11 protein-coding genes and 2 tRNA genes are annotated in these 14,391 nt (G+C 60.7%); 8 read left to right on the plus strand and 5 right to left on the minus strand.

Annotated features, from left to right (window positions below):
- Window positions 1–12 precede the first annotated feature (12 nt).
- Both GWQ31_RS09075 and GWQ31_RS09080 read left to right on the plus strand, forming a co-directional pair.
- A complete protein-coding gene (locus GWQ31_RS09075; RefSeq protein WP_265422542.1) occupies window positions 13–1,362 on the plus strand; it encodes a sensor histidine kinase in 1,350 nt (449 codons plus the stop codon).
- A 131-nt stretch (window positions 1,363–1,493) separates the two neighbouring features.
- Window positions 1,494–1,955 carry a hypothetical protein gene (locus tag GWQ31_RS09080; RefSeq protein WP_219597991.1) on the plus strand — a complete coding sequence of 154 codons (462 nt, stop codon included), beginning with the start codon at window positions 1,494–1,496 and terminating at the stop codon, window positions 1,953–1,955.
- A 151-nt stretch (window positions 1,956–2,106) separates the two neighbouring features.
- Here the strand turns inward: GWQ31_RS09080 and torA are convergent, their stop codons facing one another.
- Both torA and GWQ31_RS09090 read right to left on the minus strand, forming a co-directional pair.
- The gene (torA, locus tag GWQ31_RS09085; protein WP_275909171.1) at window positions 2,107–4,587 is read right to left on the minus strand and encodes a trimethylamine-N-oxide reductase TorA; all 2,481 of its coding nucleotides are present in this window, start codon (window positions 4,585–4,587) and stop codon (window positions 2,107–2,109) included.
- 22 nt (window positions 4,588–4,609) lie between these two features.
- Window positions 4,610–5,740 carry a NapC/NirT family cytochrome c gene (locus GWQ31_RS09090; RefSeq protein WP_275909172.1) on the minus strand — a complete coding sequence of 377 codons (1,131 nt, stop codon included), beginning with the start codon at window positions 5,738–5,740 and terminating at the stop codon, window positions 4,610–4,612.
- 366 nt (window positions 5,741–6,106) lie between these two features.
- Here GWQ31_RS09090 and GWQ31_RS09095 point away from each other — a divergent pair, with 366 nt between their 5' ends.
- On the plus strand, window positions 6,107–8,077 hold the full coding sequence (locus tag GWQ31_RS09095; protein ID WP_275909173.1) for a DNA topoisomerase III: 1,971 nt from the start codon (window positions 6,107–6,109) through the stop codon (window positions 8,075–8,077).
- Window positions 8,078–8,158: 81 nt separating this feature from the next.
- Here the strand turns inward: GWQ31_RS09095 and GWQ31_RS09100 are convergent, their stop codons facing one another.
- Entirely contained in the window at window positions 8,159–9,514 is a 1,356-nt protein-coding gene (locus GWQ31_RS09100; protein WP_275909174.1) for a TrkH family potassium uptake protein, read from the minus strand.
- Window positions 9,511–10,164, minus strand: coding sequence for a TrkA family potassium uptake protein (locus tag GWQ31_RS09105; RefSeq protein ID WP_021139864.1), 654 nt, complete (start codon window positions 10,162–10,164; stop codon window positions 9,511–9,513). The genes GWQ31_RS09100 and GWQ31_RS09105 overlap by 4 nt, the downstream gene beginning before the upstream one ends.
- A 127-nt stretch (window positions 10,165–10,291) precedes the next feature.
- Here GWQ31_RS09105 and murB point away from each other — a divergent pair, with 127 nt between their 5' ends.
- Together murB and birA are read left to right on the plus strand one after the other, a co-directional pair.
- Window positions 10,292–11,329, plus strand: coding sequence for a UDP-N-acetylmuramate dehydrogenase (gene murB / locus GWQ31_RS09110; protein WP_275909175.1), 1,038 nt, complete (start codon window positions 10,292–10,294; stop codon window positions 11,327–11,329).
- Window positions 11,326–12,291, plus strand: a complete 966-nt coding sequence (gene birA, locus GWQ31_RS09115) for a bifunctional biotin--[acetyl-CoA-carboxylase] ligase/biotin operon repressor BirA (RefSeq protein ID WP_021139866.1) — start codon at window positions 11,326–11,328, stop codon at window positions 12,289–12,291. Before murB ends, birA begins: the two co-directional genes overlap by 4 nt.
- Before the next feature lie 80 nt (window positions 12,292–12,371).
- Here the strand turns inward: birA and coaA are convergent, their stop codons facing one another.
- Entirely contained in the window at window positions 12,372–13,310 is a 939-nt protein-coding gene (gene coaA / locus GWQ31_RS09120; RefSeq protein ID WP_011898271.1) for a type I pantothenate kinase, read from the minus strand.
- A 261-nt stretch (window positions 13,311–13,571) separates the two neighbouring features.
- Between coaA and GWQ31_RS09125 the strand changes: the two genes are divergently transcribed.
- The 3 genes from GWQ31_RS09125 to GWQ31_RS09135 form a co-directional block, all read left to right on the plus strand.
- Window positions 13,572–13,656, plus strand: a tRNA-Tyr gene (locus tag GWQ31_RS09125).
- Window positions 13,657–13,694: 38 nt separating this feature from the next.
- Window positions 13,695–13,769 (plus strand) — tRNA-Gly (locus GWQ31_RS09130).
- Window positions 13,770–13,943: 174 nt separating this feature from the next.
- Window positions 13,944–14,391: GTP-binding protein (locus tag GWQ31_RS09135; RefSeq protein WP_275909176.1), on the plus strand; the 448-nt coding region annotated here is incomplete at its 3' end.

Genomic DNA, 14,391 nt, shown 5'->3' on the forward strand with positions numbered 1-14,391 from the left:
AGGGTACGGTGAATGAGGCTGGTCAGGACCCTGCGGGGGCGGCTGGTAGTCATAGCGCTGGTCTGGTGCGGTCTCTTCCTGTTTGCCACAGGTTTCAGCCTGCAGACCATGATGCGCAACTACTGGCAAGAGGCGGAAGCCGACGGCCTGCGCCTGCAGCTCTACGATCTGCTCTCCCGCCTCGAGATCCAGCCAGATGGTCTGCCCATCGTCACCGAACCCATGGCCGACCCCCGCTTTCGTCAACCCTATTCCGGCTACTACTGGCAGCTGGAGCTGGGGAATGAGGTGGTCAGCCGCTCGCGCTCCCTGTGGGATGTGCACCTCAAGGTGCAGGGTCTGAAGTCGGCGTTCGGCGATCCGGATCTGTTTGTCGGCAGGGGACCCAACAAGGAGCCCCTGCTCATCATGACGCGTACCGTGCTGCTGCCCGGGTCGGATCGGACGTTTACTCTGGTGATGGCCAAGGACAGCAGCGCCTTGACCCAGACCCTGAAGAAGACCCGCATCAGCCTGTTCCTGGGCCTCGGCTTCGCCGCCACGGGTCTGGTGCTGGGCTTCATGTTCCAGATCGTCTATGGTCTGCGTCCGCTGCATCTGTTGCGCCGCGAACTGGGACGAGTACATCAGGGGCATCAGGAGGGATTCCGGCTGCGCTATCCGCTGGAGATACAGCCGCTGGTGGAAGACATCAACCGCCTGCTTCACCACTACAGCGAGCTGCTGCAGCGAGCCCGCTCCCACACCGGCAATCTGGCTCACGCCCTCAAGACGCCGCTCAGCATAATGCGCAATCAGGTGGCCCAGCTGTCACCCGAGGATCAGGCCGCCATCGGCGAGCAGCTCGACCAGATCCAGCGCCACATCGACTATCACCTCGGCAAGGCGCGGGTGACCGGCGCCGCCAAGATCCTAGGGGTGTCGACTCCGGTGCGGGCACGGGTGGAGTACATCTGCCGTGCCTTCTCCCGTCTCTATCCGGGCAAGGAGGTGGATCTGCAGGTGCCGGCCAATCTGGCGGTCGGGGTGGAGGAGCAGGACTTCGACGAGATGGTGGGCAACCTGCTGGAGAACGCCTACAAGTGGTCGGCCGGTCAGCTGCGTATTTCCAGCGCCGAGCTGGGGGGCTGGATCACCCTGCGCATCGAGGATGACGGCCCCGGCATGAGCGAGGATCAGATCGCCAAGGCGGTGTTGCGCGGGGTACGGCTCGACGAGAAGGTGCCGGGCTCGGGGCTCGGCCTCAACATAGTCTCCGATCTGGCCGAGGCCTATCGAGGCAACCTCATCATGGGTCGGGCGGAGTTGGGTGGTCTGGCTGCGTCTCTGTCACTGCCCAAGGTGGCCAGGGTAGAGAGCTAGATATTATCAGCCCCGTTATGGGGCGGATGGAATTGTGGTGGTCTGGCCGCGTCCCTTCACTGCCCAAGGTGGCAAGGGGGGAGGGTCAGGCATAAGATAAGACACTTGTTCAAGCCTGAGGAAGGGTAGCAATGACAGACGATCCATGGGCACTATGTCACCTTGATGACTCGTTCGATTCCTCCGTGTTGGGGATCAAGGGGGCACAGCTTCAGTGGTTTGAAGACAGAGATAGCCTGATCGCATTCCTGCTGGAAGATTTCATCGATCTGCTGGCCGATGTAGGTGAGCTGGACGAAGACGAAGTTGCCAGCGCCCGCGAGCGCTTCACTCTGCTGGTGGAGCAGATCAGCGACGATCGTGCGTTGGTGGATGCGCTCAACGATCTCGCCTCCGGCCTGCGCCGTATCGCCTGGCTGGGGCCGCTCTCCGAGCTGGCCGAAGTCAGCGATGACTTCGCCGCCGGCCTGCGCCGCTATTTCTGGACCCAATACGACGGCGATGAAGATGACCCGGATGCCTGGGTACCGGAAGAGCTCTGGCCCCAGCTGGTGGAGTGCGCGGAAGAGTATATGCAAGAAGGCGACTTCTGAGCCACTTTGTCCAAACTCTGGCAGCAGAGCGGGTGGCATGTGCGAAAGCGCGCATGCAGTAAAAGAGCTTCTGAGTCTTCACTGCCACAGTAAATTGACAGCAATAAAAAACGGCGCCTGATGGCGCCGTTTTTGTTGGTCGAGTGTGGACTCAGCCGTTGGCCGGGACCGCGTGAGCGGTATTGGCCAGTGCCGGGCCCCTGTATTTCTCGATCTGCAGCTGGGCCATGTGGCCGCAGTTGCCCTGCGCCAGGCTGGAGGTGCCCTCGTCGAAGGTCAGGCAGTTGACGTTGCCGTTCTTGCAGATGGCCCCCGCCTCACCCGGTTTGGCCGGGTCGAACCAGGCCCCTTCACAGATGCGCACCACGCCCTGACGTATGTCTTTCGACACCAGGGCGCCCACCAGGATCTGGCCGCGATCGTTGAAGGCGCGCACCAGATCCCCATCCTGAATGCCACGAGCCTTGGCATCATCCGGGTGGATCAGAATGGCCTCCCGATCGGCGATGGCGAACTTGTCTCGCAGCGGTGTGTTGTCCAGCTGTGAGTGCAGGCGCTGGGTCGGGTGCGAGGTGTTGAGCGACAGCGGATAACGGCTGGCCGTTTCGCTCTTCACCCACTCCTTGGGCTCATACCACTTGGGATGGCCGGCGCAGTCGGCATATCCCATACCGGCGATGGTGTTGGAGAAGATCTCGATCTTGCCGGACGGGGTGCCGAGCGGGTTGAGCAAGGGATTCTCGCGAAAATCGGCGTGACGGATCCACTGGCGGTTCGCCTCCGGAATGGGGAAGCGGATGTAGTTGTTGGACTCCCAGAACATGTTGAATGGCGGCAGCGCCACCCGCGCGCCACGGGCCTGGGCGGCCATGCCGTCGTACATCTGCTTGAGCCACAGCATCTCGTCCTTGCCTTCGGTATAAGCCTCCAGCAGGCCCAGCTTGGCGGCAATGGCGCTGAAGATGTCGAAGTCGTTGCGGGACTCGTGCTGGGGCGGCACGCACTGGTGCATGGGGAACACGTAGCGCTGGGAGTAATCGCCCCCCATCTCCAGATCGTTGCGCTCATAGCTGGTGGTGGCCGGCAGCACGATATCGGCGTGCTTGGCGGTGGCGGTCCAGTAGGGTTCATGGACTATCACGGTCTGCGGCTTGCGCCAGGCCTTGAGCAGGTTGTTGGTGTCCTGATGGTGGTGGAAGGGATTGCCACCCGCCACGTAGACCAGCTTGATGTCCGGATAGCTGAGCTGACGGCCGTTGAAGTCGATGGTCTTGCCCGGATTGGCGAGACAGTCGGCGATGCGGGCCACCGGGATCGGCGCCGGGCTGTTCTTGGGTGCATTGCCGGCCGAGATACCCGCCAGTATGCCGCCCTTGGCGGTGGGGCTGCCACCGGAGGAGTAGTGGTAGCTGAAGCCGTAACCGCCGCCGGGCAGGCCGATCTGGCCCAGCATGGCGGCCAGGGTCACCAGCATCCAGTTGGGCTGCTCGCCGTGATGCTGACGTTGCATGCCCCAGCCCGCCATGATCATGGTGCGCTTGGACGCCATGTCGAGAGCCAGCTGACGGATCACGGCGGCATCGACGCCGCAGACAGTGCTCGCCCACTCGGCACTCTTCGGCTGACCGTCGTCCTTGCCCAGCAGGTAGGTGAGGAACTTGTCGAAACCGCTGGTGTAGCGATCGAGGAAGGCCTGATCGTGCTTCTGCTCGGAATAGAGGGTATGGGCCACCCCCAGCATCATGGCCACGTCGGTATAGGCGTTCGGTGCAATCCACTCGGCCCCGGCCAGCTTGGCGGTCTCGTTGTAGACGGGATCGATGCTGATGATGCGGGTGCCCTTCTCCTTCAGCGCCTGGAAGCCAGCCTGACCCTCGTGGTCCGGCATGTTCCAGCTGTTCTTCAGGGTCACCTGGGCGTTGACGCCCCACAGCACCACCAGTTCGGCGTGTTCGATCACGTTCGGCCAGGCGGTCTGCTGCTCATACACCTCGATGGAGCCCATGACGTGGGACATGATCACCTGGGCGGCGCCGGCGGAGTAGTCACCGGCATAACCGGTGAAGCCACCGGCCAGGTTCATCAGGCGGTGCAGCAGGGTACGGCTGTTGTGGAACATGCCGACGCTCTTCCAGCCGTAGGAACCGGCGTGGATCGCCTGCGGGCCGAAGTCGCTCTGCACCCGGCCAATCTCGCCGGCCACCAGTTCGATGGCCTTGTCCCAGCTCACCCGCACCCATTCATCGGCGCCGCGCAGCTCGGGTCTGGCACCAGGGCCGTGCTCCAGCCAGCTCTTGCGTACCATGGGGTACTTGATGCGGTTCTTGGCGTGAACCTGGAATGGCGCCATGTCGATGAGATCGTTCGGCGCCGGATCATCGGCCACCGGCTGGACGCGCACCATGCGGCCATCTTCGACTATGGCTTCGAAGGCGCCCCAGTGGGCACCGGTCAGTATGCCCTTCTGGGCCGGTACCAGGGTCGGGAACTGTTCCAGCGCCGTGCTGATGGCCTTGGCCAGGGCACTTTTCGGGAAGATGCCAGCCAGCAGCGGCAGGGCCGCACAGGCGCCGAGCCCCTTGAGCAGGTTGCGGCGGGACAGATTGGTTTTCTTATCGGTAAAAAAAGTCATGACGATTTCCTCTGTGCCAGCCTTAGTGCGCCGCGCTCATGTCACTGGCATGTTTCTGGACGTATTGGGTCAACATGCGAGCCTGTTCCGGGGTCAGGGAGGTACGGGATTCCATCCCCTTGATGACGCCGATCCACTGGTTGGCATTGAAGTGATCCAGCGCCGTGAGGCCGTGGCAGCCGGTACAGTTGTTGGACATCAGGGTGGAGGCGTATTGCCACAGCTTGCCCTGATCGCCGATGAGCTGGCTCTGATCCACCCAGGCGGTCAGTTTGACCTGATGCCAGGTGAGGTTGGTGGCGCTGTCGGTTTCGCTCTGGCCGGTGACCAGGGATTTCTTGGCGTTATCGCCGACCAGCACGCTCAGGATCCGCTTGCCGGGGGCGGCGTAGAAGACTTCGCTCACGCCGTCCTGCTGCCAGCCTTCGATCTGCACCTGGGCGCGGCCATTCTCGTTGGCCAGCACTTCCACCCTGGTGGAGGGCATCAGGGTGCCTTCGTCTGTCTTGGCGGCGACATCGAGGAACAGCGGCGCCGTGGCGATGGCGTAACGGGTGGTGACGTTGGCCGGAGTCTGGGCGGCAGCCTGGGCGAGCTCGCTCGCACCGGCGGCAGCCAGCTCGCTCATGTCAGGCATGATGTGGGCGACACCGCGGTGGCAGTCGATGCAGGTCTGGCCTTCCTTGATGGCAACCGGGTGCTCGGCCCGGGCATTGGGGCGCTGGGCCAGAATGTCCATGGCGGCGTAGCTGTGGCAGCTGCGGCAGGTGGCGGAGTCGTTGGCCTTGAGCTGGTCCCACACTGTCTGGGCCATGCGCAGCTTGTGCGATTCGTATTTTTCAGGGGTGTCGAGGGTGCCGATCGCCTCGTGATAGATATCCTTCACGGCGCGGATCTTGGTCCACAGATAGGCGCTGGGTTCATTGGGAATGTGGCAGTCTGCACACTCGGCCCGGATGCCCTTCACGTTCTGGAAGTGGACGCTGCCCTGATATTCGGCCAGCGGGGTCTGCATGGAGTGGCAGGAGACGCAGAACTCGGTAGAGCTGGTTTTATGCATCACTGTCATGGTGACACTCAATGCCGCGACGCCCAGCAGGGCCCCGAGCAGCAGGAGCCAGAACCAGGTCTTTCTCAATAATTTTCCAAGCATGGCGGCATTTTCCTACGATCAAATATTACCAATATAGTATTAGCTAGAGAGAGGTAGGGGATTGACCTCTATCATGATTTTTATTTTGTAATTTCATTTTAAATGCATTAATTATTTTGTATTTTATCATTTAATTGAATTTAATTTAATATCCACGCTTTCTTCATCCCATTCGAACTCGTTCGGGTCAGGTTTCATTACATGGCCTGCATGAGCATCCTGAAGGGTAGTCGTCCGCTTTATCCTGAGTCGCACCTCTGACCGACAGCGTGCTCATGATCAGCGAACCCGCGGATGGCCAGGCTTGGGCTTTGCAAAAGGCTCGGTATATACTGTTCGCATATACAGTATCCAGGTGTGTTTACCATGCGACTCTTTATCGCCGAGAAGCCCAGTCTTGGCCGAGCCATTGCCGATGTGTTGCCCAAGCCCCACAAGAAGGGGGACGGTTTCATCGAGACAGCCCAGGGGGATGTGGTGACCTGGTGCATCGGCCACCTGCTGGAGCAGGCCGAGCCCGATGCCTACGACGCCGCCTTCAAGCAGTGGCGCATGGAGCAACTGCCCATCATCCCCGCCCAGTGGCAGCTGGTGGCCAAGCCCAAGACCAAAACCCAGCTCACAGTCATCAAGCGGCTAATCAAGCTGGCCGACTGCGTGGTGAATGCCGGTGACCCGGACAGGGAAGGGCAACTGCTGGTGGACGAGGTGATCGACTTTCTCGGCTACCCCAAGACCAGACCGGTGCAGCGCTGCCTTATCAGCGATCTCAACCCGCCGGCGGTGCGCCGCGCCCTCGACAAGCTCAGAGACAACAAGGAGTTCGTGCCGCTGGCGGTATCGGCACTGGCCCGCAGCCGTGCCGACTGGCTCTATGGCATCAACATGACCCGGGCTTACACTCTGCTCGGTCGCAAGGGTGGTTGCAGCGAACTGCTGTCGGTCGGTCGGGTACAGACACCGCTGTTGGGGCTGGTGGTGCGGCGGGATCTGGAGATAGAGGCCTTCGTACCCAAGCCCTTCTATGAGGTGTTGGCCCATCTGGTGACCGACGGCAACGAGCGCTTCAGCGCCAAGTGGCTTCCCTCCGAGGCCTGCCTGCCCTGGCAGGATGAGGAGGGGCGGGTGCTCAACCGGGCGCTGGCGGAGAAAGTGGTCAGTCGCATCAATGGCCAACCAGCATCGGTGGAAGAGGTAGAGGAACAGGCCCGCAAGCAGGCGGCGCCGCTGCCCTACAACCTCTCCAGTTTGCAGATCGATGCCGCCAAGCGCTTTGGCATGGATGCCAAGCGAGTGCTGGATGTCTGTCAGGGGCTCTACGAGCGCCACAAGCTTATCACTTATCCCAGATCCGACAGCCGTCACCTGCCCAGCGATCACTTCAATCGGGCGGCCCAGGTACGGGAGGCCATCGCTGCCACTGCGCCGGCACTCGCCAGGGCGGTGAGCGAGGCGGACGGCAAGATCCGCAGCAAGGCGTGGAATGACAGCAAGGTGGATGCCCACCACGCCATCATCCCCACCGAGAAGCGTGGCAACGAGGGCAGCCTCAGCGGAGATGAGGCCAAAATCTACGGTCTGGTGGCGCGCCAGTACCTGCTGCAGTTCTACCCGCTGTTCGAGTACAACGACAGCAAGGTGCTGCTGCGTATCGCGGGTGGCCTGTTCCAGGCCAAGGCGCGGCGGATCCTCAAGGCGGGCTGGAAGGCGCTGCTGGGGGTCGAAGAAGATGACGACGAAGAGAAAGCCGGTACCCTGCCCGCCCTGAAAGAGGGGGAGCAATTGCTGTGCGAGCGCGGCGAGCTGCTGGAGAAGATGACCCAGGCGCCCAAGTCGTTCACCGATGCCACCCTGCTGGCCGCCATGACCGGCATAGCCCGCTACGTGCAGGATCCCGAGATCCGCAAGACGTTGCGCGAAACGGACGGCCTCGGTACCGAGGCGACCCGGGCCGGCATCATAGACCTGCTGTTCAGGCGTCGTTTCCTGGTGCGCCAGGGCAAGAGCATCAAGGGCACTCCCACTGGACGGGCACTGATCCTGGCGCTGCCCGCCACCGCCACCACGCCGGACATGACGGCCCTGTGGGAGCAGAGCCTGGGCCAGATTGCCGAGCGGCACGCCAGCTATCAGCAATTTATGGGGCCACTGACAGATCAGTTGAATGCCTTGATTGAGGGAGCTCGGCAGGATTCCGGCGCCAGCTTCAGCGCCCTGCCCAAGACTGCGTCGGGGGCCGGCAAGCCCCGTTTTACCCGTCGCAAGAGCAGCACAGGCACCACTGGCACTCCTCGCAAGAGTACCGGCAAGCGCCCGGCCAAGAGCAAGGCGACCTGAGTCGCCGCGCCGCAATACCAGGCTGGATAAGCCATATAGAAAAAGGGGCCCTTGGCCCCTTTTTCTATATGGCACCTGGAACTAGCCCGTATAGACACTCTCTTCCGGGTACTTGATGCGGGTTTCGCTCGGGCGAGCCAGCATGAAGGCCAAGGTCAGTGGACCGAGACGACCACATATCATCACCAGTACCAGGATAAGCTTTCCCGGCTCGCTCAAGGAGGCAGTAATACCGGTAGAAAGCCCCACAGTGGCGAACGCAGAGACGGTCTCGAACATGATTTTGTCGAACGGCAGATCCTCGGTCACCATCAGCAGGAACATCGCCAGCATCAGCACCATGGTGCTGACCATGATGATGGCCAGCGAGCGGGTCACTATCTGGGGTGAGAGGGTGCGGCCAAAGGCGGTGACGTGGGGCCGCTTGCTCAGGAAGGCCCTGGTCGCCAGCAGCACCACCGCAAAGGTAGTCACCTTGATACCACCACCGGTAGAGGTGGTACCGGCCCCGATAAACATCAACATCATCATGAACAGCAGGGCGGCAGGGACCATCTGCCCGGTGTCGATGCTGTTGAAGCCCGCGGTCCGCGCACTGGCCGACTGAAAGAAGGCTGCCAGCCATTGCCCCCCAAGGGAGGCGCTGCCAAGGGTGCCCGGATTGTTGCGCTCCAGCAGCCAGAACATCAGGGTGCCCAGCAGCAGCAGGGCAGGGGTCATCACCAGCATCAGCTTGCTGTGCAGCTTCAGTTTGCGCCAGCGGCGGTTGCGTACCAGATCGACGATGACGGTAAAGCCTATGCCTCCCAGGATCAGCAAGAGCGCAATCGTCAGCGAGATCAGGGGATCATCCCGATAATCCATCAGGCTGTTGGGAAACAGTGAAAAACCGGCGTTGTTGAAGGCGGAAACTGCATGGAAGAAGCTGACATAAAGACCGCGTTCCCAGCCCATATCGGGCACCCAGCGGATGGCCATGACAGCGGTGCCGATCAGTTGGGCGATAAAGGCGAACAGCACTATGCGTCTGACCAGCCCCACTATGTTGACCGAGCCCTCCTGTCCCAGCGCCTCCTTGGCCAGCACCTGCTGGCGCAGGCCGACCCGTTTGCTGAACATGGCGATCAGCAGCAGTGTCATTGTCATCTGACCCAGACCGCCAATCTCCATCAATATCAACAGGAAGATCTGTCCCTGCAGCGTGAAGGCGGTACCTGTATCCACCACACCGAGCCCGGTCACGCTGATGGCCGAGGTGGCGGTGAACAGGGCGTTGACGAAGGTCACCTCGCCATTGTGGCTGGAGGGTTGCACCAGAAAAATGGTGCCGATCAGCAGGATGACCAGAAAGCTGCCCAGGATCAGCTTGGCTTCGCTCCAGCGGGAGTTGTCATCCCGATGCAGGGCGAAGGCGTAGCTGCTGCGCCAATTGATCACAGGGTTTCCAGCCAGTGGTCGATGGCGTGTTTGTTGCCCGCCATGATCAGTATGTCGCCCAGTTGCAGCTCCATCTTGCCGGTCAGCACGTTATGCAGCACATCGCCTCGCTTGATGGCGAGCAGCTGGAAGTCGTTCTGTTGCAGCAGATGCAAGTCACCGAGATTGCGGGCATTTTGCTGCAGACCGATAACGACTTCGGTCAGCACCATGTCGTGGCCCAGCTCCAGATAGTCGAACAACCGGTTGTCCAGCATGCTCTGGGCGACCCGTCGGCCCATGTCCCACTCCGGATTGATCACCTTGTCGGCCCCGACTTTATGCAGGATTTTGGCGTGAAACTTGTCACGGGCCTTGACCCACACCTTCTTCACGCCCGCCTCTTTCAGGACGAGCGTGGTGAGAATACTGGTCTCGAGGTTGTCACCGATGGCGACAAAAACGATGTCGAAGTTGGCCAGCCCCAGCTCTGCCACGGTAGCCTCATCGGTCGCATCGGCGACGATGACATGGCTGCACAGAGTGGCTATCTGGCGGGTCTTGCTTTCGTCGATATCAATCGCCAGCACCTCGGCATCCTGCCGTTGCAGCTCTTCGCACAGGGCGCTGCCAAACAGCCCCAGTCCGATGACGGCAAATTGGTTGTTCATGAGTACTTCCTCGGGAGTCGGAACCGGATACTCTACTCCAGCAGATCGAGTCCGAAAAGAGGGCGGGATTTTTCGTCCGGCGGGAATATAAGGTAGACTGCCCGCTTGCTATTGTCGGGACACGCAGATGAAACTCACCCCCCACGCCTCCTTGTTGACGCTCAACACCCTGGCCCTCGATGCCCACTGCCTCTGGCTGGCGGAGGTAGACAATCTTGATGACCTGCCGCAGATCCTGGCCAGTCCTGAACTGGCAGAATTGCCCCGCCTGGTGTTGGGTGGTGGCAGCAATATATTGTTTTGCAATGATTTCGCTGGCCTGGTGGTACTCAACCGGCTGAAGGGTATCGCACTGCAGGAGGAGGGGGATCACTGGCTGTTGCATGTGGCCGCCGGTGAGGACTGGCATCAACTGGTGTGTCATGCCCTGCAACAGGGATGGTATGGTCTGGAGAATCTGGCGCTGATCCCGGGCACAGTCGGCGCCGCGCCGGTGCAGAATATCGGTGCTTACGGGGTCGAGCTGGCTCGTTTCTGTGCCTATGTGGAGGCATTCAACTGGCAGAGCGGTCAGGTGGAGCGGATCAAGGCCGCCGATTGTCATTTCGGCTACCGTGACAGCATCTTCAAGCACGCCTGTCAGGATTCTCACTTCATTACCGCCGTCGGTCTGCGTCTGCCCAAGGCCTGGACGCCCATGCTGGGTTATGGCCCGCTGGCGGCGCTCGGTGACACGCCCACGGCGCAGGCCATCTTCGATACCGTCTGCGCCACCCGGATGGCCAAGCTGCCGGATCCCAACCTGCTCGGCAATGCGGGCAGTTTCTTCAAGAACCCCGTGGTAACGACGACGCTGGCCGACACGCTCAAGCAGCAATATCCGCAGATGCCCTGCTACCCGGCCGGGGAAGGGCAGGCCAAGCTGGCGGCTGGCTGGCTCATCGATCAGTGCGGTCTCAAGGGTTTTGCCATCGGCCGCGCAGCCGTCCACCAGGAACAGGCGTTGGTGCTGGTCAATCTGGGGGGGGCCAGCGCCATGGAGCTCATCGCTCTGGCGGCCCATGTGCGTGACAGCGTGGAGCAGAAATTCGGGGTGGTGCTGGAGCACGAAGTGCGCTTCATGGGGCTGACCGGTGAGACTTGGCTCGATGAGGTACTGGCATGACGCTTACTCCCATCAGGCAGACGCTGATCACCCTGCTCAGCGATGGCCAGTTTCACTCCGGCGAGCAGCTCGGCGAGCAGCTCGGCATCAGCCGTGCAGCAGTGGGCAAGCACATGGCAGCGCTCAAGGAGCTGGGGCTTGACCTGTTCAGTCTGACCGGCAAGGGTTATCGGCTGGCGGTGCCAATGGCGCTGTACGATCAGGCGCAGTTGCAGGCGCTGGCCCCCATGGCGCCGGTGCACTGCTTCCCGGTGATCGACTCCACCAATCAGTATCTGCTGGAGCGGGTCAACCAGCTGCAGTCCGGCGAGAGTTGTCTGGCCGAGTGCCAGACTGCCGGTCGTGGTCGCCGTGGCAAGCCCTGGGTTTCCCCCTTCGGTTGCCAGCTGATCCTGAGCATGTATTGGCGACTCGAGCAGGGCATGGCGGCGGCCATGGGCCTGAGTCTGGCGGTCGGAGTGGCCGTGGTGCAGGCGTTGGAATCCCTGGGTTATCCGGGGGTCGAGCTCAAGTGGCCGAACGATCTCTATTATCAGGGCCGCAAGCTGGCTGGCATTCTGGTGGAGATGAGCGGCAGCGCCGGCGCCAGCTGCAACCTGGTGATCGGGGTGGGCCTCAACCTGGCGATGCCAGCCCGTGAGGGGGAGCGGATCGATCAGGCCTGGTCCGAGCTTCGCCACATCCAACCGGAACTGGTGGATCGCAATCTGCTGGCCGCCCGCATGCTCGGCCACCTGCAACAGGCCATGTTGACCTTCGAGCAGCAGGGGTTGTCGCACTTTGTCGATGACTGGAACCGGCTCGATCACTTTGCCGGTCGGCCGGTGCGCCTCTTGATGGGGGAGCAGGAGATCCGGGGCATCGCCCGTGGCATCGATGATCGCGGCGCCCTGCGACTGGAGACGAGCGAGGGGATCAAGTTCTATCTGGGGGGAGAGATTTCCCTGCGACGGGGCGACTGATATCCCGGTGTGCCAGAGACACCAATGGAAGAGGGGGCCTGCAGGCCCCCTCTTCGTTCATGTACTGTGCTCACCCGCCATCACTTGCGCAGTTTGATCTGCTCGATGGCATGCTCATGACCTTTGGTCAGGATCAGATTGGCCCGCTCCCGGGTCGGCAGGATGTTTTCCTGCAAATTGAGATAGTTGATATCTTGCCATATGGTGTTGGCGATCTTGCTGGCTTCACTCTCCGCCAACTTGGCGTAGTGGTGGAAGTAGGAGTCGGGATCCGAGAAGGCACCGCTGCGAAACTTGAGGAAGCGCTCGACATACCAGGTGCGCAGCAATTCGGTTTCGGCATCCACATAGATGGAGAAATCGACAAAATCTGACACGAATACTCTATGGGGTTCCTGTGGATAGTCCATGCCGCTTTGCAGCACATTTAGCCCTTCCAGGATCAGGATATCCGGCTGTTCCACCACCTTCTTCTCATCCGGAATGATGTCGTAGATGAGGTGGGAGTAGACTGGCGCCTCTACCTTCTCATGGCCGGCGCGGATATTGGCGACAAACTCAACCAGATGGCGGATGTCGTAGGATTCCGGGAAGCCCTTGCGGCGCATCAGGCCCCGCTCTTCCAGCACCTTGTTGGGATAAAGGAAGCCATCCGTAGTGACCAGCTCTACCCGAGGATGCTCCGGCCAGCGCTCCAGCAGCGCCTGCATGATACGGGCCGTGGTGCTCTTTCCCCCCGCCACGCTGCCGGCGATGCTGATGATGTAGGTGCCCTTGCCGCGGGACTGGCCGAGGAACTGTTCCAGCACCCGGCTGCGGCGCTGCTTGGCCTTGACGTAGAGATTGAGCAGGCGAGAGAGGGGCAGGTAGATCTCTTCCACCTCCTGCAATGACACCTTTTCATTGATACCGCGCAGGGTCTGCAGATCGTGTTCGGTCAGGGTCAGGGGGACCGCATCGCGCAATAACGCCCATTGTTCGCGGGTGAATTGCAAATAGGGGTTATGCTCTGTCGTCATGGTGTCATCACTGTTTCTTGGGCAGGGCGACCATACACCAAGGGGTGGGGAGCGACAAGCTATGCTGCGGATCCGAGCAGGGAGTGAGTCCTTTTTTGCATACTTCCCGGCAATAATGCACATTTTGCAAGGCGCAATGGTTGCATCCCCAAAATCCTTACAATAAAATGCGCGACGCTTGGATGTCTGTCGTCTATTTGCCCGGCAAAAGCGATAAAACAACGGGTGCAAGCAGAATTACCGTTGTGGCATTTATGCACCGGAGGGGTTCCCGAGCGGCCAAAGGGATCAGACTGTAAATCTGACGGCTCTGCCTTCGAAGGTTCGAATCCTTCTCCCTCCACCATATTTCTCTGCGGTTTGAGTTCTTTGGGTTAGAGAAATGCGGGCATCGTATAATGGCTATTACCTCAGCCTTCCAAGCTGATGATGCGGGTTCGATTCCCGCTGCCCGCTCCAAGATGCTGATATGGCTCAGGCGATAGCAAGAGTCACACCTTAGCGGGTGAGTTCGGCAATCGAACCTGGCTGCCAGCACCAACCTCTCTTCCCTACCAGATTCAAATCCATCATATAAACTGTTCTGTGGTTAGCTTGCCACCGCGTACTCAGCGTTAGTTTAGAGGGACGATCATGTCTAAAGAAAAATTTGAGCGTAACAAACCGCACGTTAACGTGGGTACCATCGGCCACGTTGACCACGGTAAAACCACCCTGACTGCAGCCATCACCAACGTGCTGGCCAAGCACTTCGGTGGTAAAGCTTTCGCCTTCGACCAGATCGACAAGGCACCGGAAGAGCGTGAGCGTGGTATCACCATCAACACCTCCCACGTAGAATACGATACCGCTACCCGCCACTACGCCCACGTAGATTGCCCGGGTCACGCCGACTACGTTAAAAACATGATCACCGGTGCTGCCCAGATGGACGGCGCGATCCTGGTAGTAGCTGCGACCGACGGCCCGATGCCGCAAACTCGTGAGCACATCCTGCTGGGTCGCCAGGTTGGTATCCCGTACATGATCGTGTTCATGAACAAGTGCGACATGGTAGATGACGAAGAGCTGCTCGAACTGG

This window comes from Aeromonas sp. 2MA4, from assembly GCF_029237305.1.
GTDB lineage: Bacteria > Pseudomonadota > Gammaproteobacteria > Enterobacterales > Aeromonadaceae > Aeromonas > Aeromonas salmonicida.

What these genes read in the sequence shown, in the direction of transcription:
- GWQ31_RS09075 (WP_265422542.1), top strand. Translation starts at nt 13, where the DNA reads ATGAGGCTGGTCAGGACCCTGCGGGGGCGGCTGGTAGTCATAGCGCTG.
- GWQ31_RS09080 (WP_219597991.1), top strand. Translation starts at nt 1,494, where the DNA reads ATGACAGACGATCCATGGGCACTATGTCACCTTGATGACTCGTTCGAT.
- torA (WP_275909171.1), bottom strand. Translation starts at nt 4,587, where the DNA reads ATGACTTTTTTTACCGATAAGAAAACCAATCTGTCCCGCCGCAACCTG.
- GWQ31_RS09090 (WP_275909172.1), bottom strand. Translation starts at nt 5,740, where the DNA reads ATGCTTGGAAAATTATTGAGAAAGACCTGGTTCTGGCTCCTGCTGCTC.
- GWQ31_RS09095 (WP_275909173.1), top strand. Translation starts at nt 6,107, where the DNA reads ATGCGACTCTTTATCGCCGAGAAGCCCAGTCTTGGCCGAGCCATTGCC.
- GWQ31_RS09105 (WP_021139864.1), bottom strand. Translation starts at nt 10,164, where the DNA reads ATGAACAACCAATTTGCCGTCATCGGACTGGGGCTGTTTGGCAGCGCC.
- murB (WP_275909175.1), top strand. Translation starts at nt 10,292, where the DNA reads ATGAAACTCACCCCCCACGCCTCCTTGTTGACGCTCAACACCCTGGCC.
- birA (WP_021139866.1), top strand. Translation starts at nt 11,326, where the DNA reads ATGACGCTTACTCCCATCAGGCAGACGCTGATCACCCTGCTCAGCGAT.
- coaA (WP_011898271.1), bottom strand. Translation starts at nt 13,310, where the DNA reads ATGACGACAGAGCATAACCCCTATTTGCAATTCACCCGCGAACAATGG.